Origin of the sequence: Alcaligenes faecalis (genome assembly GCF_041521385.1) — a bacterium.
GTDB classification, from domain to species: Bacteria; Pseudomonadota; Gammaproteobacteria; order Burkholderiales; family Burkholderiaceae_B; genus Alcaligenes; species Alcaligenes faecalis_E.
Genome location: NZ_CP168006.1, coordinates 2,397,126 through 2,417,509, shown reverse-complemented (window position 1 = coordinate 2,417,509; position 20,384 = coordinate 2,397,126). Strand labels below are relative to the sequence as shown.

The window sequence follows — 20,384 nt, the reverse complement described above, 5'->3', positions numbered from 1 at the left end:
TTTGGGTCTCCGGGCTGAGCACCTGCCGGTGCTGCGCACCGGTTCCCTTGTCGAGCACAGGCTCCAGGCGCACCCTGAACTCGCCCGGTGGTTTGTCCCCCGGACAAACCACAAACGCCGGGCTCAAACAACAGGGCGCTTGCATCCCGGATCCCGCACTCGCCTGCGGCAAGTACTCTGAACCGCCCCGAGACCCAAACCCTGTCCCTGAATGGCTCACAATAATTCTCTGCCCTTAAGCTGTAAGGCTTCTTTTACCCTTATGACCTCAGTTCCATCACCATATTTATGACGTCCCTGAGCAGGGCGCAAGAAAACGACCGAGACATAGGCTGCTAAACAAACACAAGCATCAAACGGCAAACAACGCATGATGCATGGCACACGACACAAAGCACACAGCAACCAGCAACCAGCAACCAGCAACCAGCAACCAGCAACCAGCAAATGCAAAACCAACTGGAGCAATGTTGCAAGACCGAGATACTAAAACGGTGTGAAGGCTCGATTCCGTGGGGCTCTGGGGGTGGGCGGGTCAGAGTACTTGCCGCGGGCAGGAGATAGCGCAGGGGTACAAGCATCCTGCTGTTTGAGCACGACGCTTATGGTTTGTCCGGTGGACAAACCATCGTGCGAGTTCAGGATGCGCCCTGCGCTATCTCCTGACAAGGGCACCGGTGCGCAGCACCGGCAAGTGCTCAGCCCACCCCCAGAGCCCCACGGCCTCGAGCCTGGCTTTTAATAAGCTCTCCTACGCCAAGCTGCATCCCAAGCACTATTCCACAGTATGGAAACCCAACCACTAAAGCGGCCAATAAAACAAAGCCTTGGCCAGCACCACGATCAACAATACGTGCGCAAAAACACTAAGGTGAATCATCCGTGAGCGCCGCGCCGTCATGGTCTTGCGTCGGCTCATCACCATGACGGACAGGAAGTGTCCAAATACACTTAATGCCAAGGCGATTTTCAAACCCAGAATCCAGGCCCTGGCCCCACCAAACTCAAACAAGGCCCGATGCTGCCAGGCCAGACTCAAACCCGCGCCGTAGAGCAATAACAGAACCCAAGGCATGATGCGGCGTGCTCGGCGCCCCAGCGCATGCTCAAACTCGCGCATTGATGGCCGGGACACATGGCGCGCCAGAGGCGACAACATCAGCACCTCGAAAAACACCGTGCCGATGAAAAAAATGGCAGCCAAAAGATGGACCAACAGCAACAGAAAATAGCTCATGAACGGTGCTCAGAAAAGCAGACAATTCATCAACGGTACACCAGGTCTCGCGCCCACAAACTGACTTCTGGTACATAGCTGATCAGCATCAAGCAAGCCAGAATGACAAGCACAAAAGGCAGCAGGGGACGTACCAGTTTTTCCAAAGAAATTCCGGCCACCGAACAGGCAGCAAACAGGTTCACACCAAAGGGCGGCGTTATCATGCCCAATGCCAGATTGACCACCATGATGATGCCAAAATGCGCTGGATCAATGCCAAACTGCACAGCTACCGGCAATAAAAGAGGAGCCAGAACCACGATTGAGGCCGAGGTCTCGACAAACATGCCCACCACAAACAAGGCGGCATTTATCCCCATCAAAAACAGCACAGGACTACTGAACAACTCCCCCAACCATGTACCCATGGCGGCTGGAATGCCAGTGCGATTGAGCAAGAAACCAAACACACCCGCATTGGCAATGATGAACATAATGACCGCCGTCGATACCACGGAACGATGCAGTACCTTGGACAAATCGCTCCACTTAACGCTGCGATAAATCACCATGCTGACGATCAAGGCATAGACGACCGCCACGGCTGACGCTTCAGTCGGCGTGAAAATACCCCCATAGATCCCACCAAGAATGATCACCGGCATCAACAAGGCCAGCCACGCCTGACGAAAGGCCGTCCAGACACCCAAACGACCCACACCATCTTGCAAACCCAGCCCATAACGACGCGCATACAGCCACACGTAGAGCATCAAGGCACCACCGATCAACAAACCAGGGCCAACCCCCGCAACAAACAGCTCGCCCACCGAAGTATCCGTTGAGACGGCGAACAGAATCATGGGAATGGAAGGGGGAATAATGACCCCCAGCTCCGCCGCTGAAGACTGCAAGGAAGCGGCGAACGGCGCCGGATAGCCATGTCGGACCATGGCAGGAATCAGAATCGCCCCCACTGCGAAGGTAGTTGCCACACTGGAGCCAGCCACCGCAGCAAAAATCATGCAGGTCAGCACACAACTGCAGGCCAAGCCACCTTGCACACCACCGACCAGGCTTTTGGCAAACTCCACCATGCGGTTGGACATGCCGCTCGATTCCATCAAATTGCCTGCCAGGATGAAGAAAGGCACTGCCACCAGGGGATACTTGTCCAAGGCAGCATACAGTTGCTGGGCGATGACCAGAAACGTCATGCGCCCCTCCCACGCCACCCCCGCCATATTGGCCAGCCCCACGGCAATGGCCACAGGCACCGTCAATACAAAAAACAACAGCATGGACACAAGCATGATCTGGGGCACGATACGGTCTCCGGTCTAAACAGATGCCTGCCTGACATCCAAAGTTCAGTGGTGCTTCAAAGGCTAGGGATCAAAGCTGGGTGTTCTCCACCACAGCAGGTGCCGGTTTCTCCAGCCAACGAGCCAGCAGGCCCAAAATGGCCAGCACGGCACCAATCGGGATCGCGATATACACCCAGGAAATGGACCACTCCAGACTAGGCATGGTCTGAAACCGCACCCGCCAGGTCATTTGAATGCCAACCCAGGTCAGCAGGCCAAAAAAGGCCAGGCAAGCAAGCAGCACAGCAGCATCCAGCCAATGCTGCGTCCGCTTTCCGACCCAGAGCCGCAGCACATCCACGCTGAGCATGGCACCCTGACGCAAGGCCAAACACAGGCCCAGCATGACTGTCCAGATCAGAGCGGCACGTGACCAGGCCTCGCTCCAGTCGGCGGGCGACTGGAGCACGAAACGAGCGATCACTTGATAGAACGCAGCCGCCACAGCCGAGAGCAGCAGCAACTGCGTCACCCAGGACACCAGACGAAACAGGCCCTTATCCAGAACGGACAACAGAGCTTTCATGATGGATGCCGTTTACTGAGCCTGACGGATAGACTCAACCAGCTCCTGGCCGAACTGTTTGTAATACTGGGGATACACAGGCTCCACCGCTTTGGCAAACGCCGCATGGTCAACCGTATTGACTTGCATGCCTTCCGCCTTGACGGCATCCACGCCGGTTTTCTCGATGTCGTCCACGTAATCGCGCATGGCCTGGGCAGCCGTTACACCAGCCTCCTTCATCAACTGCTTATCCTGATCAGACAGGCCGTCATACACCGCCGGAGACATCAACACCAGGGCCGGGCCATACACATGGGCGGTCAGCGACAGGTACTTTTGCAACTGCGGCAGCTTGGCCGACACAATCACGGACAAAGGGTTTTCCTGGCCGTCGATGGTGCCTTGTTGCAAGGCCGTGGCCACTTCGGGCCAAGCCATGGGTGTAGCCAGAATGCCGATTTCACGGAAAGCGGTAATGTGAATGGGGTTTTCTGTGGTGCGGATCTTCAAACCCTTGGCATCGGCCGGGGTGGTGACAGGACGCACATTATTGGTCAGGTGACGGAAACCTTGCTCACCCCAGGCCAGCGCCACAATCCCGCGTTTGGGAAACTCAGCCAGCATGTCCTGGCCGATCTTGCTATCGAGCACATGACGGGCATGTTGCAAATCGCGGAACAGGAAGGGAATATCGAACACGCCCGTCTTGGGCACAAAGTTCAAGGTTGCGCCGGTAGAGACAATGGCCAGATCAATCGTGCCCAGTTGCAAGCCTTCAATGACTTCGCGCTCGCCACCCAGGGCGCTGTTGGGAAAGGCCTCAATGGTGTAGTTGCCATCCTTTTCCAAGGCACTGGCAAACGCCTTTGCACCTGCTCCGTAGTGAGAGCTGGTGGACAAGGCATAGGCCAGCTTCAAGGAAGTCTGAGCCGTAGCCACTCCTGCCGCCAGGCCCAAACCCAGCATCAAACCTGCGGCCAAAAGACGGTTCTTCATGTGTCGGTACATCATGCATGCCCCTCCTGTCTGAATGGATCAGTGTATTTAATGCGTAGTACTCGCGCTGGGACATAGGGGTTTTTACGCCTGTGTCCCAGCCGGCACCTTATTCTTCTACGTACCAGTTATCTTCGGACAGCATGACCTGCTGGTGGCCATAGCCCGCTGGCATCATGGGGAAACAGTTTTCCAGCGCCAACACTTCCACGTTCAGAAAGAACGGGCCGTCATGCGCCAGACAGCGTTCGAGCGCCGCATCCAGTTGATCGGGATGCTCCACCCGCTCGGCTTCCCAGCCAAAAGCGCGCGACAAGGCCACAAAATCCGGCATGGCTTCGTTATAGCTGTGGCTGTAACGGCCATCGTGAATCAGCTCTTGCCACTGCCGCACCATCCCCATGTGGCGGTTATTGCACAGAATGACTTTAATTGGCGTGCGATGTTGCACTGCGCTGGCCAGCTCCTGAATATTCATCAGTACCGACGCATCACCACTGACACACACCACCAACTTGTCGGGATGTGCAATCTGCGCGCCAAAAGCAGCAGGCACACCGTAACCCATGGTGCCAGCGCCACCGGAGGTCAGCCAACGGCGAGGACGATCAAACTTGATGTATTGTGCCGCCCACATCTGATGCTGGCCCACATCGGTAGACACAATGGCATCACGGCCTTCCAGATGCGCGTCCAAGCGTTGCAGCAAATGCTGCGGCAAGATCGCATCGCTGCGCGGGGTGACGTTCAGACACTCTTGCCCACGCCACACACCAATACGCTGCCACCAATCGTTCAAGCGACCTTCGGGCAATTCGTGGTGCGACAGCTCTTTGCGCAGGGCGCGCAGCAGAGGATAGCAATCGCCCACCAGAGCCACATCGGCACGCACCACCTTGTCGATGGAGCCGGGGTCGATATCAATATGAATCTTGCTGGCATGCGGGCAGAAGTCGGACAGACGGCCGGTAATGCGGTCGTCGAAACGGGCACCCACACAGATGATCAGATCCGCATGGTGCATGGCCAGATTGGCCTCCAGCGTGCCGTGCATGCCCAGCATGCCCACGAACTGTTCGTCCCGCGCGGGGTAAGCCCCCAAGCCCATCAAGGTCAGCGTGCAAGGGGCGCCGGTTTCCTGCACCAGGCTGGTAAAGGCATGGCTGGCATCAGCCCCGGAATTGATCAAGCCACCGCCGCCATAAAACACGGGGCGACGAGCGTGGGCGATCATGGCAGCCGCGCGCTTGATCGCCGCTTCCTGAGCAGGAGCCGAAGTGGCAGGAGCCAAGAGGCTGTCAGCCTCTTCCTGAGCGGGTAATTCGCTGCTGGCAGCCGGCAGGGTGGCGATCTGAATATCTTTGGGGAAGTCCAGCAGTACCGGGCCGGGGCGACCCTGGGTACACAGGCGCAAGGCTTTGGCCGCCAAGGAAGCCACATCTTCAATACGACGCACCTGGGCATTCCACTTGGTGACAGGGCGGGAAATGCCAATGGCATCGCACTCCTGGAACGCAGCGGTACCAATTGCGGTGGTCGCAACTTGACCACTAATACACAGGACAGGAATAGAATCACACAAGGCATCGAGCAAACCGGAGGTGGTATTGGCCATACCAGGACCCGATGTCACCAGCACCACGCCAGGTTTGCCGGTGCTGCGGGCATAGCCTTCGGCTGCGTGTACAGCCGCTTGCTCGTGACGGACCAGAATATGACGAATTCGCGGTTGGGCATGAAGAGCATCATAGAGCGGTAACACCGCTCCGCCAGGATAACCAAAAATGGTATCCACACCCTGAGCGATCAAGGTTTCCAGCAAGATTTGCGCGCCGTTGTGGGCGGTCGTTTCAAGTGACATGGTTGCGTAGCCCTGCATGTTTTGTAAGATAGAGATCGCCGTCCAGTTTATCCCCTTTTACAGGCTGATTCCCCATGGTCACTCAACGCCAACCCTGGCATGTCGTCAAACCGTCCAAACTGCATGGCAATGGTGTCTTTGCACTACGCGATATTCCTGCCGGAACACGCATTCTGCAATACGCGGGCAAGCGGCTGACACCCGAACAGGCCGATGCCCTGTTCCCGGTCAATCCGGATGAGCCTTTCCACACCTTTTTCTTTGCATTGAGCAACGGCAAAATTGTGGACGGAGGCCAAAGGGGCAACGACTCGCGCTGGATCAACCACTCTTGCGCGCCCAACTGTGAAGGTCACGAGAACGCGGACGGATCACGCGTGTTCATTGTGGCCATGCGCGATATCCCTGCCGGGCAAGAACTGCTGTATGACTACTCGCTGGTCATCGACGATGAAATTACCGAAGAGCTCAAGCAGAACTATCGCTGCCTGTGTGGCGCGGCCCAATGCCGTGGCACCATGATTGCCCTGCCATCGGATCGCTCCCAGGCTGTAGCAGACGAGTTGCGCGAAGTGGCCGCCGAGCTGGATGCAGAAATGGAGCAAGCTCGCAAAGCCCCCGTCTCAGCCAAGCAAAAAACGGCTGAGCTGAAAGCGGCCACCCCTAAACAGGGGGAAGAAAAGGACGAGCCTGATCAGAATAAAGACGAAGGCACGGACGAGAATGCAGAGCCTTCAAACCACAAAGATAAAAACACTAAGAAAGACAAAAAGAACAAAAAGAACAAAAAGAAGAAAAAAGGCAAAGCCAAAAACAAAGACAAAAAATCGTCCAAAAAGGACAAAGAAGGCAAAAAGGGAAAAAAGAGCCGTAAAAAAGAGTAAGCTGTCCCCCAGCTTGCATTAGCCCAGGCTGCCTTACCGGCAGCCTGCACCCTTGCTAATCACCCGCACAGCAGGCCCGGCCACACCCCTGCCGGGCTCTCTCAGAGCGCCACACACAGGCCCATCTGTCGTGCCGGGCCAGGTTTACACCTCCTCAGCTAGGCGAAGCACCAACCCCCTATTGCGTGTGCCCTCGCCCCCACTCCTATCGTCTCTCCCCAGGACCAGCAATGGCCCGCCAGTGCTCGTGCACCGGGGGAAATCACTCACTGCCAGCCCCGTCTTTGACCGCTAGCATGTAGCTTTAATGCCAAATCCGACCGATCTCATGGATTCAAGTTCTACCGATACACCTGATCATCACGCCGCCTCGCCCGCTGAATCCGGACTGCGTATTCCTTTGCAAATCGAGGACTGGGCGTCGGTCCTGATCATGGCTGCCTTGGCCTTAATTACGTTCGCCAACGTGTTTGTCCGCTATCTGACCAATAGCTCCTTTGCCTGGACCGAGGAAATTTCCATCTTCTTGCTGGTGGTCCTGACCATGAATGCCGGTGCCAGTGCCTGCGTGCGCCACCTGCATATTCGCATTGAAGTCTTTGCCGATGCAGGTACACAGCATCGGCAACGTCGCCTGGCCTTGTTTAGCATTGGCATGAGCCTGTTGTTCTTTATTGGTATGGCTATTCTGTCGGGCCGCATGGCCCTGGATGAATTCCAGTGGGGCGATACCTCACCCTCTATTGGTGTGCCCACCTGGTGGTACAGCATGTGGCTGCCCATCCTGTCCACGACCCTGAGTCTGCGTTTGCTGGGCATGTGGGTCCGTCGTTGGCAGGCCAAACCATGATTGCAAGCTTGCTGTTTATCATCTTTATCGGTTTGATGCTGGTAGGCGTACCCGTTGGCGTATCGCTAGGCATAGGCGGTACGTTTGCCATCCTGATGTCGAACCTGGAGACACACTGGTTTGGCCTGATGGCCGTGCCGCAAAGTTTTTATGCCGGCCTGGCCAAATACCCCTTGCTGGCCATTCCCATGTTTGTGCTGGTGGGTTCCATCTTTGACCGCTCGGGCGTTGCCAGCCGTCTGGTGAACTTTGCCGTGGCGCTGGTGGGGCGTGGGCCCGGCATGCTGCCCGTCGTCACCATTGGTGTGGCCATGTTCCTGGGCGGTATTTCTGGTTCTGGCCCTGCCTGCGCCGCCGCCGTGGGTGCGGTCATGATCGGCGCAATGAAACGCGCGGGCTATCCCGGCCCCTTTGCCGCCAGTATTGTGGGCGCGGGTGCCGCCACTGACATTCTGATTCCACCGTCTATTGCGTTCATTATCTACTCGGTGCTGGTGCCCGAAGCCTCGGTACCAGCCCTGTTTGCAGCCGGTATGTTTCCAGGCATGCTGGCAGGGATTGGCCTGATCATTCCAGCCATCTGGCTGTCGCGCCGTCACAAGCTGGGATTGGCCGAAGCCGAGCTGCCGCGCCCGCCATTCTGGCGTAGTTTGCGAGAAGCCGCCTGGGGCCTGATTGCGCCGGTCATCATTCTGGGCGGTATGCGCCTGGGCCTGTTCACCCCCACCGAAGCGGCGGTGGTGGCCGTGTTCTACGGCCTGTTCGTGGGCATGGCCATCCATCGCACCATCAAGTTCCGCGATCTGTTTTTGATCCTGCGGGAAGCCGCCGAATTATCAGCCGTCATCATGATGGTCGTGGCACTGGCCGGTATTTTTGCCTGGGCTTTGTCCACCCTAAGCATTATTGACCCCGTCACCAACGCCATCATCAACTCCGGTCTAGGCGAGTACGGCATTCTGGCATTGATGATTGTCATGCTGATTGTGCTGGGTATGTTCCTGGATGGCATTTCGATCTTCCTGATCTTTGTGCCGCTGTTCATGCCGATTGCCTACAACTTTGGCTGGCACCCCGTCTGGTTCGGGGTCCTGCTGACTTTGAATGTGGCCCTGGGCCAATTCACCCCACCCGTCGCCGTAAACCTGATGGTGGCCTGCCGTATCGCGGGCGTACCCATGGAAAGCACCCTGCGCTGGGTAGGCTGGCTGCTGCTGGGTATGGGCACCACCATGATGCTGGTGATCATCGAGCCCGACATCGCCCTGTGGCTGCCACGCTACCTGGGTTTTAACTAAAACCACAAGACTGCAACACAACTCATAGAAAGGGAGACCTGACCCATGAAATTCCGTCACATTTTGGCCGCTCTGGCATGTACAGCCGCCACCCTGGCCGTGGTTCCGGCAGCACAAGCCGCCTACAAATCCGAGTACAAGCTGTCCATCGTGGTGGGCACCTCCTTCCCGTGGGGCCAAGGCGCGGTAATCTGGTCCGATCTGGTGCGCGAACGTACCGATGGCCGCATCAATATCAAAATCTACCCAGGTACGTCGCTGGTGCAAGGTGACCAGACACGCGAGTTCACCGCCATTCGCCAAGGCATCATTGATATGGCCGTGGGCTCCACCATCAACTGGTCCCCCCAGATCAAACAACTGAATTTGTTCTCCCTGCCGTTCCTACAGCCTGATGCCAAAGCCACCGACGCCTTGATCCACGGAGAAGTGGGCAAGGACCTGTTTGGCTACATCGAGAAAGCCGGTGTGGTGCCTCTGGCCTGGGGTGAAAACGGTTTCCGTCAGCTCAGCAACTCCAAGCATGAAGTAACCAAGCCTGAGGATATGAAGGGTTTGAAGCTACGCGTGGTGGGCTCGCCCTTGTACATGGACACCTTCAGTGCCCTGGGTGCCAACCCGACACAAATGAGCTGGGCTGACGCGCAGCCAGCCTTGGCCAACAAGGCCGTAGACGGCCAGGAAAACCCCCTGTCCATCTACGCCGGTGCCAAGCTGTACGACGTACAGCAGCAATACCTGACCCTGTGGAACTACGTGTCGGATCCACTGGTGTTTGTGGTGAACCGTGACGTGTGGAAATCCTGGAGTGAAGAGGATCAGAAGATCGTGCGTGAAGCCGCTATTGAAGCGGGCAAGCGCGAAATCGTGATTGCCCGTACCGGCATCACCGCTGAAGATCCGTCCCTGCTCAAAGAGATCGAAGGGCACGGCGTGAAAATCACCACCCTGACTCCTGAGCAGCATGCCGCCTTTGCCAAGGCAACCGAAGGTGTGGTCGAAAAATGGACCAAGACCATTGGTGAAGATCTGGTGAAAAAGGCGCGTGACGCCATTGCTGCCAGCCGCTAAATAACTGGGTTGACCAGACTGAAAACCGGGCCTATTTCAGGCCCGGTTTTTTTATTCGACCAACACGCTTAAGCAAAAAACCTCTAGCTTGCCGCCCGCAATACCCACCAGTAGACCGTTCTTCACTTGCCAGCATGACCCATTGGCAAGCCGCTAAAGGTGGTTTGCCAGTGCTACAAGCCAACAACTCACCCAGGCGCTTAGGCGCTACTAACAAGGCCTGCAATATCTTATTGAAACGCCGTCTCCAGAAAGCTGCGCAGTTTGCGCGAATGCAGCCTTTCCTTGGGCATCTCGCGCAGCAACTCCAGTGCCCGGATACCAATGTGCAGATGCTGACCTACCTGTCGTGCATAGAACTCACTGGCCATGCCCGGCAGTTTCAGCTCGCCATGCAAGGGCTTGTCCGACACGCACAGCAAAGTCCCATACGGCACTCGGAAACGGAAACCATTGGCGGCAATCGTGGCGGACTCCATATCCAGCGCAATCGCCCGCGACTGAGACAAGCGGCGCACCGGCTCATGGTGATCACGCAGCTCCCAGTTACGGTTATCAATGGATGCCACCGTGCCGGTACGCATGATGCGTTTCAGCTCCCAGCCGGACAGCCCGGCTACCTCGGCCACGGCCTGCTCCAAAGCGACCTGAATTTCTGCCAGAGGAGGGATAGGCACCCAGGTGGGCAAATCCTCGTCCAGCACGTGATCCTGACGTACATAGCCATGGGCCAGCACGTAATCACCCAAACGCTGGGTGGTGCGCAAACCGGCGCAATGGCCCAGCATCAGCCAGGCGGCAGGGCGCAAGACGGCCACGTGGTCCGTAATGGTCTTGGCATTGGACGGCCCCACACCGATATTGATCAGCGTGATGCCGGAATGATCGGCACGGCGCAAATGATAAGAGGGCATCTGCGGCGCACGAGCCAGGGGCGAGCCTGTTGTTGAAGCATTCACACCTGCGGGGGTGATGATATTGCCCGGCTCCACCAGATCGATATAGCCCTGGTCGTCAGCCTGCAGCACTTCACGCGCCCACTGGCAGAACTCGTCCACATAAAACTGGTAATTGGTGAACAGCACAAAATTCTGGAAGTACTCGGGCCGGGTGGCGCTGTAGTGCTGCAAACGATGCAAGGAATAGTCGATACGCGGCGCGGTGAAAGGAGCCAGCGGCAAGGGTTCGTTATGCACACGCTCCCACGTGCCGTTGACAATGGCATCGTCCATATAGGCCAGATCGGGCACATCGAAGTGATCGCGCAAGGTGTCACCGGGCGATTCAGGCACGCTTGTCACGGTAGTTTGCACACCATTATTCAGGGCGAAATGCAGCGGGATAGGCACGGAAGACTCACCCACCTCCACCTGCACACCGTGATTGCGTAGCAGCAGTTCCAGTTGCTCCAGCAAGTAATCGTGATACAGGCCAGGGGCGGTGATGGTGGTCATGTACACACCAGGTTCAACCACGTGCCCGTAAGACAGACGGCTATCCACCTCCTGATAGGTATCGACACGCAAGCGCACCGCCGGGTAGCAGGCTCTGAAACGCTGCCCACGTGGAAAGCCGGATTCCAGGCACTGGGCAAAGGAATCACGCAAAAAAGCGGTATTGCGATCGTAGATATGGCGCAACTGCTCCAAAGCCTGGCCTGCGTCCTGATAGCCCTTGAACGGAACCAATTCAGGCGTGGACGTGATACGAGAAAAACCGCTGGGATCAGACATAACAAGTATTCCAAGAGGAAACAAAGACAAGCAGATCTGCAAGCATCATAAGCTGTTTATTGTCTGGCCTCCTACACGGCTCTATGACAAATTCAGCTCTATCTCGCGCAGCGTCCAACTTGCCTGCACCTTATGACATCGCCGCGATACCGTTGACGAAACTCAGCCGGTTTGCCCACTCGACCCGATTCAGTGCCGCCATAATCTGACTCTGGTCCACCAGCAACTGACAAGCAGGTGCGCCCCACTCGCCATGACGGTCATCCAGGACATGGTCAAGACCAGGTCAGGACTGTCTGGACAAGCAGGTGAGCACTTCCGGCCACCGCAAATGTCGTTACTGGTTTTTGACTGAACCACAAGCCCCAGTGTCCACACAGTGGACATGACTATCTGTGGTTTTGAGACGAAATTTACTCACGGACCTTATTTGAATCAGCGCCTTTACCCCGGTTTTGGACAAATTCCACTTTTCTCCAATACGGCCAACCGTGCCCTTGCGCGACCCAGCATTTCAAAGCCCTGTTTTTATGCTAATGGCGCTGAACAAGCGGCTTGGCAGGCATTGCAAGTATTTCAAACAGTACTCGATGTGGCGGCTTATGATGGCAAATGGAAGTCAGGCACGTCTTCTACCTCATATATAAGACTTGCCCAAAACCAGTAAATACATTAAGTATGTAGTCTTAATACTTTTAGTATTAAATCCAGCTAGCGTCAGTCCTTCATAATTTAAGTTATCCAACCTGGCAGTGTGCTCGGCATGCGTGTGAGACATAGACCACAATCGCGAAAATTAGCTATTAATTAGACTAATTTACAATGGGTTAGCGTTTTTTATTGATTTTCGCTTCAAATATTTGCTCGCCCTCTGATGTGATTTTTGTCCCAGCACCGCGCGGGTCTGCAACCCGCGATTTCAGCAAGATCTGAATGTGCTCTTGACCAGGTCATTGCAGTTGGCAAGGCCGTTTTGGCCTGCCGCTGTACCGAATCACTTTTAACTATCAGCAAGGGTACACATGACCACTCGAATCTCCTGCCAGCGACTGCAAGTCGCCGAGGTGCTTCATCAGTTCATCGAACAAGAAGCCCTGCCCGGCACAGGTATCTCCTCCGAAGCCTTCTGGGCTGGTTTCGACAAGCTGGTCCATGATCTGGCACCTAAAAACCGCGCCCTGCTGGCCGAACGCGACCGCTTGCAAGTCGAACTGGACAAGTGGCACACGGCCAACCCAGGCCCCATCACCGACATGCCCGCCTACAAGAGCTTCCTGAGCTCCATCGGCTATCTGAAAGAGGCGCCGGCCTCAGTCAAGGTCAACACCGCCAACGTCGACACCGAAATCACCGAACAAGGTGGTCCTCAATTGGTTGTGCCCATCATGAATGCACGTTACGCGCTGAACGCCGTAAACGCACGCTGGGGCAGCCTGTACGACGCTCTGTACGGCACCAACGCCATCCCTGACACTGACGGTGCGCAGCGTGGCGGTGGCTACAACGCCGTGCGCGGTGCCAAGGTTATCGCCTTTGGTCGCCAGTTCCTGAACGACACCATTCCTCTGGCTCAAGGTAGCCACGATCAGGCAACGTCCTACACCATCGCTGACGGTGCCCTGCGTGTCACCCTGGAAAACGGCGGCACCACCGGCCTGAAAGACCCATCAACCCTGCTGGGTTACCGTGGTCAGCCCGATGGGCCTGAAGCCATCGTGTTCCTGCACAACGGCCTGCACTTTGAACTGCAGATCGACCCCAACAGCCCCATCGGCAAGACCGACCCGGCTGGCGTGAAAGACATCGTGCTGGAAGCCGCACTGACCACCATCATGGACTGCGAAGACTCCGTAGCTGCGGTGGACGCCGAGGACAAGACGCTGGCCTACCGCAACTGGCTGGGTCTGGTGACCGGTTCGCTGACCGAAGAAATCAAGAAAGACGGCAAGGTGTTCACCCGCCGCCTGGCTGACGATCGCCAGTACACCGACCTGAAGGGCGCTACTCAGACGCTGGCTGGCCGCTCGCTGATGTTCGTGCGTAACGTCGGTCACCTGATGAGCAACCCCGCCATCATTGACGGCGAAGGTCGCGAAATTCCTGAAGGCATTCTGGATGCCGTGATCACCACCCTGATCGGCATGCGCGATCTGCAACTGAAGAAAAACTCGCGCAGCGGCTCGCTGTACATCGTCAAACCCAAAATGCACGGCCCAGACGAAGTGGCCTTTGCCAGCGAAATTTTTGACCGCGTCGAAAGCCTGCTGGGTCTGGCTCCCAACACCGTCAAGCTGGGCATCATGGACGAAGAGCGCCGCACCAGCGTGAACCTGAAGGCCGCCATTGCCCAGGCCACCGAGCGAGTGGTGTTCATCAACACCGGCTTTCTGGACCGTACTGGCGATGAAATCCACACGTGCATGCAAGCGGGCGCCGTGGTGCGCAAGGCCGACATGAAACAAGCCGAGTGGCAGCCTGCCTACGAGCGCAACAACGTTCAGATCGGCCTGCAATGCGGTCTGCGCGGTCGCGCCCAGATCGGTAAAGGCATGTGGGCCATGCCTGACCTGATGGCTGAAATGCTGGAGCAAAAGATTGGTCACGTGAAAGCCGGTGGCAACACCGCCTGGGTGCCATCGCCTACCGCTGCCACGCTGCACGCCTTGCACTACCACCAAGTCAACGTGGTCGACGTCCAGAAAGGTCTGGAAGGCGACACCAACGACTACCTGGACAGCATCCTGACCATTCCTGTGGCCACGGACACCAGTTGGTCCGCCAAGGAAATCCAGGAAGAACTGGACAACAACGCTCAGGGCATCCTGGGTTACGTGGTTCGCTGGATTGATCAGGGCGTGGGCTGCTCCAAAGTGCCTGACATCCACAACGTGGGCCTGATGGAAGACCGCGCTACCCTGCGTATCTCCAGCCAACACATCGCCAACTGGCTGCTGCACGGCATCGTCACCCACGAGCAAGTGGTTGAAACTCTGCAGCGCATGGCGGCTGTGGTGGACCAGCAAAACGCGGGCGACCCCGCCTACCAGAACATGGCCGGCAACTTTGAAGGCTCCTTTGCCTTCCGCGCCGCTCAGGATCTGGTTCTGAAAGGTCTGGAACAGCCTAACGGCTACACCGAGCCTTTGCTGCACCAATGGCGTCTGGCTTTCAAAGCCGCTCAAGCCTAAAGCACACGATGTCGCCCGGAGCCTGGCTCCGGGTGGCGGGTGCCCCAAAAATCCCCATCTTGCTGGTTCAGGATGGGGGTTTTTTCGTTTAGGGATATGCCTTTGCTGAGCTTTCCCGTTTGATCGCGGCTTGCCCCTCTTGATAATGCCCAAGCACACTGCCGGACCACCACACCAGCAAGCGTTGTCAAACCCACGATCTAAAAAGCCCCCAAGAGGTCCCTGTCCTTCACTTCTCGTTATAAACTCGAACTCATAACGTATTTGACCGACAGGAAACCCCATGAAATCTCTGCTGTGCTCTGCCGCTTGCCTGCTGGCGATCACCACCACCGCTCACGCCTCCGACCTGCTGATTGCCACCGGCGCAGGCTACCGCAAACCTGTCACAGAATTGATGGACGCCTTCCATAAAGAAACAGGCCTGACGGTAGAGAGCAGCTTTGGCAATATGCAGCAGGTCCGCACCCAGAGCGAACAAAACCCAGACATTACCGCCATTATTGGCGACCGCTTTTTTCTGGAGCCCATGGGCATTGCCCAGCAGTTCGTGAATATCAGCCAGGGCGCCCTGATGCTGGCCGTGCCCAAGGGCAAGAGCATTGATTCCATCCAGGATTTGCAGCAGCCCCGCTACGCCCGCATTGCGATTGGCGATGCCAAGAAAACGGTTTATGGCCGTGCCGCCACCACGTGCATGGACCGTGAAAAAATCCAGGCCGATGGCCGCACCCTGGAAGTAGCCATGCTGCCGCAAGTGTCCACCTACTTGCTGAACGGCGAAGTGGATGCCGGTTTCATCAACCGCAGCGAGGCGCTGGCCCACAAGGACAAGCTGGGCACCATCCTGCCCATGCCCGCCCACTGCCACGACCCGATTGATCTGAGCCTGGCCGTGCTCAAGGACCGCCCCGACAGCCCCGCGCTGCACTCCTGGACCCAGTTCCTGGGCTCGGACAAGGCCAAATCCATTCTTGAGCACCACGGTCTGTGATGGCTGCCTGGATGAGCTGCTCCAGCAGCTCGCTGGGCCTGAGTGTCTATGTGCTGGCCGCCACCCTGGTGGCCCAATTGGTTCTGGGGGTGGCACTGGCCTGGGTACTGGCCAGAAAACGCTTTCCAGGCCACGGATTACTCGATTCGCTGGTGAGCCTGCCGCTGGTTTTCCCACCGATTGTCATCGGTTATTTGCTGCTGCTTGCCTTGGGCAGACAGGGTTGGCTGGCCAGTGCCACCGGCTGGTCACCCAATATTGTTTTTCAGCCTGCGGCCTTGCTGATCGCCGCCTTTATTGCAGGGCTGCCATTGATGGTCAAACCTGTGCAAAACAGCATGAACGGCCTGTCGCCACGGCTGCGTGAAGCAGCGGCCACACTGGGCCACGGCTCCTGGTCCTACTTCTTCCGGGTGGAATTGCCCTTGCTGCGGCCCGCCCTGGCCACAGGCCTGATTTTGTCCGGCGGCAGGGCGTTGGGCGAAGTCGGGATCTCACTGATGTTGGGTGGCAATATCGCGGGCCGTACCGAAACCCTGTCTTTATCTATCTACAACGCCGTGCTCGATGGCGACACAGACTGTGCCAATGCGCTGTCCTGGATGCTGGGGCTGACGGCATTAGCCTGCTTTTGGGCGCTGCGGCGCTACGGGAATCAAAAATGACGGTTTTTTTTGAACAAAGCCAAATCGACCAATGGATTGGCGAAGATGCCTCCTATCTGGACCTGACCAGCCACATGCTGGGGCTGCACAAGCAGAACACCACACTGCGTTACGTCGTCCGTGACCCTATCCACGTGGCAGGCACTGAAGAAGTGGCTGACATTGTGCATTCTTGCGGCGGTCAGACCCAACACTACACCCCCAGCGGGGTGGCAGCCATGCCCGGTCAGACCATTTTGCTGGCCCAAGGCCCCGCCCAAGCCTTGTTGCGCGCCTGGAAAGTCGGCCAGAACCTGCTGGAATTTGCCTGCGGCATCGCCACCCTGACGCATCACGTCGTGCAGGCGGTGCAAACAGTCGATGCCTCGGTGGCGGTGCTGACCACCCGCAAACACGCGCCTGGTGTGCGCAAACTGGCCCTGAAAGCCACCCTATCGGGCGGTGCCATGCCGCATCGGCTGGGCTTGGGCGAAACCATTTTGATTTTCCCCCAGCACCGCGCCCTGCTGGGTGGTTGGGAGGAGGTAGGCCGGGCGATTGCCCGTCATAAATACGCCTTGTGCGAGAAGAAAATCGTGATCGAAGCCGCCGATCTGGACGAAGCCTATCGCGCGGCTCAGGCTGGCGCGGACGTGGTGCAGTTCGACAAAGTCCCGCCCGAGACCCTGGCGCAAATCGTACCTGCGCTGCGCACAACGCATCCCCACGTCACCATTCTGGCTGCAGGCGGGATTCATGCCGGTAACGCAGCCGCCTATGCCGCAACGGGTGTAAATGCCTTGGTGACCAGCAGCCTGCACTACGCAAAACCGGCTGATATTGGAGTGAAGGTCAACTTGACAGAACCAGCGGAATCGCAAAAGCCACTTGTTGCTACCAAAATAGAGGGGCTGGAATAAGGACACCAACCGTCCACTCCTTGTCAGCATTTTCCACTCGGAGGCTAAGCGACTGCCAGGAAGATAAGCTCCAGGATTAGAACCACTAATCAAACAACAGAATGACAAAGCACCAGCGACAAAAGAAACGGGCCGCCGGGAAGCCAACCCAGAATGCGGAAACCAACACGAGGCTTACCTCTCACATCTACCCGTTGGCTGCTTGAAACCCAAGCAGCCAGTGAATAAAGCTCCCGCAAAGAATTTGGATTCAGGAAGCCTTCCTTGACCCCAAATGCTGCAACAAACGCTGCATGGGTTTGGAGAGGGCATCCCAATCCTGATAACACAGGCACAAGCAACGATTGGCCCAGGCGTCACGCAAAGGCCGCACGACAAAGCCATGACGACGCTTGTAGCGGCTGGCCACACCTTGCGGCACAATCCCCAGGCCCACACCGTGGGCCACCATCTGGCACAGCCCTTCAAAGGTTTTCATGCGGATGCGCTGCGCCAAAACATGGCCCGCAGCGCGAGCATGCTCGTCCAGATGATCCTGCAAGGCATTACCCGGCATCAGGCCCACGAAAGGCTCATGCAGAATATCCTGCAAGCTAAATTTGCTATACGCCGCCAAGGGATGAGCCGCCGCCATAATCAGCACCAGATGATCCTTGGCGACCGGCTCCAGCACCAGCCCCGGTGCCTGCACCGCATCCGACACCACACCGGCCTGGGCCAAACCTGCCGCCACCGTGCGCACAATGTCTGTGCTGGTGCGCTCTTTCAGTTCGATATGCAGATTAGGCCGTTGTGCCAACCAAGGTGCCAAGCGCGACGGCAGAAATTCGGTTAAAGCCGCCGTATTCGCATACAGGTGCAAAGTCCCCCGCGCGCCAAGGGCGAAATCCTGTAATTCACCTTTGAGCAAATCATGCTGACGCAGCATCAAACGGGCATGGTGGGCCAGAGCCTCACCCGCTTGTGTAGTGACGACTCCGCGCGGCAGACGCTCCAGAAGGACAACACCCGCATCGTCCTCGATACGACGCAAACGCTCGCTGGCCGAGGCCAGGGCCAGATTCGCGCGTGCCGCCCCCTGTGTGATGCTGCCTGCATCCACAATGCTTAAGAACAAGTGAAGATCTGCCAGACCCAGTCGCATGACCACTCCTGAATACCCTTCGGATAAACCGAAGGATACTGCCTTAAATCCACATTGTGTACGCCTGCCTGCCACGCTTCAATACAGGCATGTATGAATCTCTCTCTTCCCTTGTTCTGATCAGCGTCACCTTCCTGGTAGCGGGCATGGTCAAAGGCATTACCGGCATGGGCCTGCCTACGGTCGCCATGAGCTTGCTAGGTCTGGTGATGTCTCCCGCTTCGGCTGCCGCTTTGCTGGTGTTGCCTTCCTTCATTACCAATATCTGGCAATGCCTGGCCGGGCCGTCCATGTGGGCTTTGCTGCGCAGGCTCTGGCCCATGATGCTGACCATTGTTCTAGGCACGCTATGGGGTTCATCGCTGTTGGCCAAGACTTCACCCCAGCTCTCGGGCATGGCCTTGGGCATCGCCCTGCTGGTCTACGCAGGCTATGCGCTTATCGCCCCCACCCTGAGGGTGTCACCCCGTTTCGAGCCTTGGCTTACGCCCTGGATTGGCCTGACAACCGGCATTGTCACTGGCATTACCGGCGTTTTTGTGATGCCCGCCGTACCTTACTTGCAGGCCCTGAATCTGGACAAGGACGAACTGGTGCAAGCCTTGGGACTGTCCTTCACCCTCTCCACCATCGCGCTGGCAAGCGGCCTGTTCATGCACGATGTGTTCAAGCTACACCAGTTGGGCATGTCTACCCTGGTCATTGCTCCGGCCTTACTGGGCATGTGGCTGGGGCAAAAAATCCGCGTATGCATCAGTCCGCGCCGCTTCAAACAATGTTTGCTGCTGTTTCTGGCGGCATTGGGCCTACAACTGATTATTCGTCCCTTTATGTAGGGCTGACCACAGCATGGTCGTCTACGTTGGCAACGTAAGTGCGCCAGAACAAACGCTTTTAAGCTAAACAAGAAAGCGGGCAAAACCTTGACCAAGGCATTGATCCTCAAGACGCCACGCCCAAGGCCAGCCCCATACACACCGACAAGCCATCTAACGGCTACTGGAGTCCACATGCCAAACTCATCTCGCCACTTGCCTGTACTGGAGTATCTGCAACGTCAACTGGATGGCACGCTGACCGAGGGCGAATACACGCATATGCGTTACCCCACAGCAATTTCCCGGCTGCTGAACTTTCGTATTACGGCTATCGGTGAAGCCAGCGCGACGCTGGAACTGGACGCAGACGCCACCTTGCACGGCAACCAGCAAGGCACTGTGCATGGCGGTCTCTTGTGCGAACTGGCGGACGCCGCCATCGGCACGGCCCACTCCACCTTGATGCAGGAAGGCGAAAGCTTTACCAGCATTGATCTGAAAGCCACCTTTCTGCGCCCGGTCTGGCAAGAGCGACTGCAAGCCCGTGCCTGGGCCACGCATCGTGGGCGCAGCATCAGCCATTACCGCTGTGAAATCCAGCGCGAAGACGGCAAGGTGATTACCACGGTGGAAAGCGCCGTCATGACCTTGAAAGGGGATCAAGCACAGGGGCGATAAGCTCCTGCTGCCGACTTCTTCAAGCCTAAAGAACAACACCAAAAAACAGATGGCTTCTTTTAAACTTAAATAAAAATAAAACTATCTATCTCTCTGTAAATAAATAATATTTATAAAACACCAAGACCCGATCAGGGATAGCCCCCATGCCCGCCCAGCCGCACAACTTCTACACTAGGCACTGGTCACGCGCATCCTTATGCTCTGGAAC

At 57.0% G+C, this 20,384-nt stretch carries 18 protein-coding genes; 11 read left to right on the top strand and 7 right to left on the bottom strand.

The annotated features are described in order from the left end of the window. Positions 1-802: 802 nt before the first annotated feature. The 5 genes from ACDI13_RS10860 to ilvB form a co-directional block, all read right to left on the bottom strand. Entirely contained in the window at positions 803-1,237 is a 435-nt protein-coding gene (locus ACDI13_RS10860; RefSeq protein ID WP_316990013.1) for a hypothetical protein, read from the bottom strand. Between the two features lie 29 nt (positions 1,238-1,266). After that, entirely contained in the window at positions 1,267-2,520 is a 1,254-nt protein-coding gene (locus ACDI13_RS10855; RefSeq protein ID WP_372373118.1) for a TRAP transporter large permease, read from the bottom strand. A gap of 94 nt (positions 2,521-2,614) precedes the next feature. Continuing rightward, on the bottom strand, positions 2,615-3,112 hold the full coding sequence (locus tag ACDI13_RS10850; protein ID WP_316990015.1) for a TRAP transporter small permease: 498 nt from the start codon (positions 3,110-3,112) through the stop codon (positions 2,615-2,617). 12 nt (positions 3,113-3,124) lie between these two features. Beyond that, positions 3,125-4,090, bottom strand: coding sequence for a TRAP transporter substrate-binding protein (locus tag ACDI13_RS10845; RefSeq protein WP_316990021.1), 966 nt, complete (start codon positions 4,088-4,090; stop codon positions 3,125-3,127). A 109-nt stretch (positions 4,091-4,199) separates the two neighbouring features. Further along, positions 4,200-5,969: a biosynthetic-type acetolactate synthase large subunit gene (gene ilvB / locus ACDI13_RS10840; protein WP_316990016.1), complete on the bottom strand. Its 1,770-nt coding sequence runs from the start codon at positions 5,967-5,969 to the stop codon at positions 4,200-4,202. 56 nt (positions 5,970-6,025) lie between these two features. Between ilvB and ACDI13_RS10835 the strand changes: the two genes are divergently transcribed. From ACDI13_RS10835 to ACDI13_RS10820, 4 genes are all read left to right on the top strand, one after another. Continuing rightward, positions 6,026-6,835 (top strand): SET domain-containing protein, encoded by an 810-nt coding sequence (locus tag ACDI13_RS10835; protein ID WP_372372450.1) that lies wholly within the window; start codon positions 6,026-6,028, stop codon positions 6,833-6,835. A gap of 328 nt (positions 6,836-7,163) precedes the next feature. Further along, complete coding sequence (locus ACDI13_RS10830) at positions 7,164-7,685, top strand: TRAP transporter small permease (protein WP_316990017.1); 522 nt, start codon at positions 7,164-7,166, stop codon at positions 7,683-7,685. Continuing rightward, a complete protein-coding gene (locus ACDI13_RS10825) occupies positions 7,682-8,983 on the top strand; it encodes a TRAP transporter large permease (RefSeq protein WP_316990018.1) in 1,302 nt (433 codons plus the stop codon). The genes ACDI13_RS10830 and ACDI13_RS10825 overlap by 4 nt, the downstream gene beginning before the upstream one ends. Positions 8,984-9,028: 45 nt before the next feature. Continuing rightward, entirely contained in the window at positions 9,029-10,054 is a 1,026-nt protein-coding gene (locus ACDI13_RS10820) for a DctP family TRAP transporter solute-binding subunit (RefSeq protein WP_316990019.1), read from the top strand. Between the two features lie 230 nt (positions 10,055-10,284). On the opposite strand, the gene ACDI13_RS10815 is transcribed toward ACDI13_RS10820, so the two are convergent. Further along, a complete protein-coding gene (locus ACDI13_RS10815; RefSeq protein ID WP_316990020.1) occupies positions 10,285-11,787 on the bottom strand; it encodes an AMP nucleosidase in 1,503 nt (500 codons plus the stop codon). A gap of 385 nt (positions 11,788-12,172) precedes the next feature. Here ACDI13_RS10815 and ACDI13_RS10810 point away from each other — a divergent pair, with 385 nt between their 5' ends. The 5 genes from ACDI13_RS10810 (at position 12,173) to modD (ending at position 17,533) form a co-directional block, all read left to right on the top strand. Continuing rightward, a complete protein-coding gene (locus ACDI13_RS10810) occupies positions 12,173-12,454 on the top strand; it encodes a hypothetical protein (protein ID WP_372372449.1) in 282 nt (93 codons plus the stop codon). 355 nt (positions 12,455-12,809) lie between these two features. Beyond that, positions 12,810-14,975, top strand: coding sequence for a malate synthase G (locus ACDI13_RS10805; RefSeq protein WP_316989346.1), 2,166 nt, complete (start codon positions 12,810-12,812; stop codon positions 14,973-14,975). Between the two features lie 283 nt (positions 14,976-15,258). Further along, complete coding sequence (modA, locus tag ACDI13_RS10800) at positions 15,259-15,969, top strand: molybdate ABC transporter substrate-binding protein (RefSeq protein WP_316989345.1); 711 nt, start codon at positions 15,259-15,261, stop codon at positions 15,967-15,969. Positions 15,970-15,980: 11 nt separating this feature from the next. Then, complete coding sequence (modB, locus tag ACDI13_RS10795) at positions 15,981-16,634, top strand: molybdate ABC transporter permease subunit (RefSeq protein WP_316989344.1); 654 nt, start codon at positions 15,981-15,983, stop codon at positions 16,632-16,634. Further along, on the top strand, positions 16,631-17,533 hold the full coding sequence (gene modD, locus ACDI13_RS10790) for a ModD protein (protein WP_316989343.1): 903 nt from the start codon (positions 16,631-16,633) through the stop codon (positions 17,531-17,533). The genes modB and modD overlap by 4 nt, the downstream gene beginning before the upstream one ends. Before the next feature lie 250 nt (positions 17,534-17,783). Here the strand turns inward: modD and ACDI13_RS10785 are convergent, their stop codons facing one another. After that, positions 17,784-18,677: a LysR family transcriptional regulator gene (locus ACDI13_RS10785; RefSeq protein WP_316989342.1), complete on the bottom strand. Its 894-nt coding sequence runs from the start codon at positions 18,675-18,677 to the stop codon at positions 17,784-17,786. 89 nt (positions 18,678-18,766) lie between these two features. Between ACDI13_RS10785 and ACDI13_RS10780 the strand changes: the two genes are divergently transcribed. Then, entirely contained in the window at positions 18,767-19,513 is a 747-nt protein-coding gene (locus ACDI13_RS10780; protein WP_316989341.1) for a sulfite exporter TauE/SafE family protein, read from the top strand. Positions 19,514-19,687: 174 nt separating this feature from the next. Further along, positions 19,688-20,173 (top strand): PaaI family thioesterase, encoded by a 486-nt coding sequence (locus ACDI13_RS10775; RefSeq protein ID WP_316989340.1) that lies wholly within the window; start codon positions 19,688-19,690, stop codon positions 20,171-20,173. Positions 20,174-20,384: the final 211 nt, after the last annotated feature.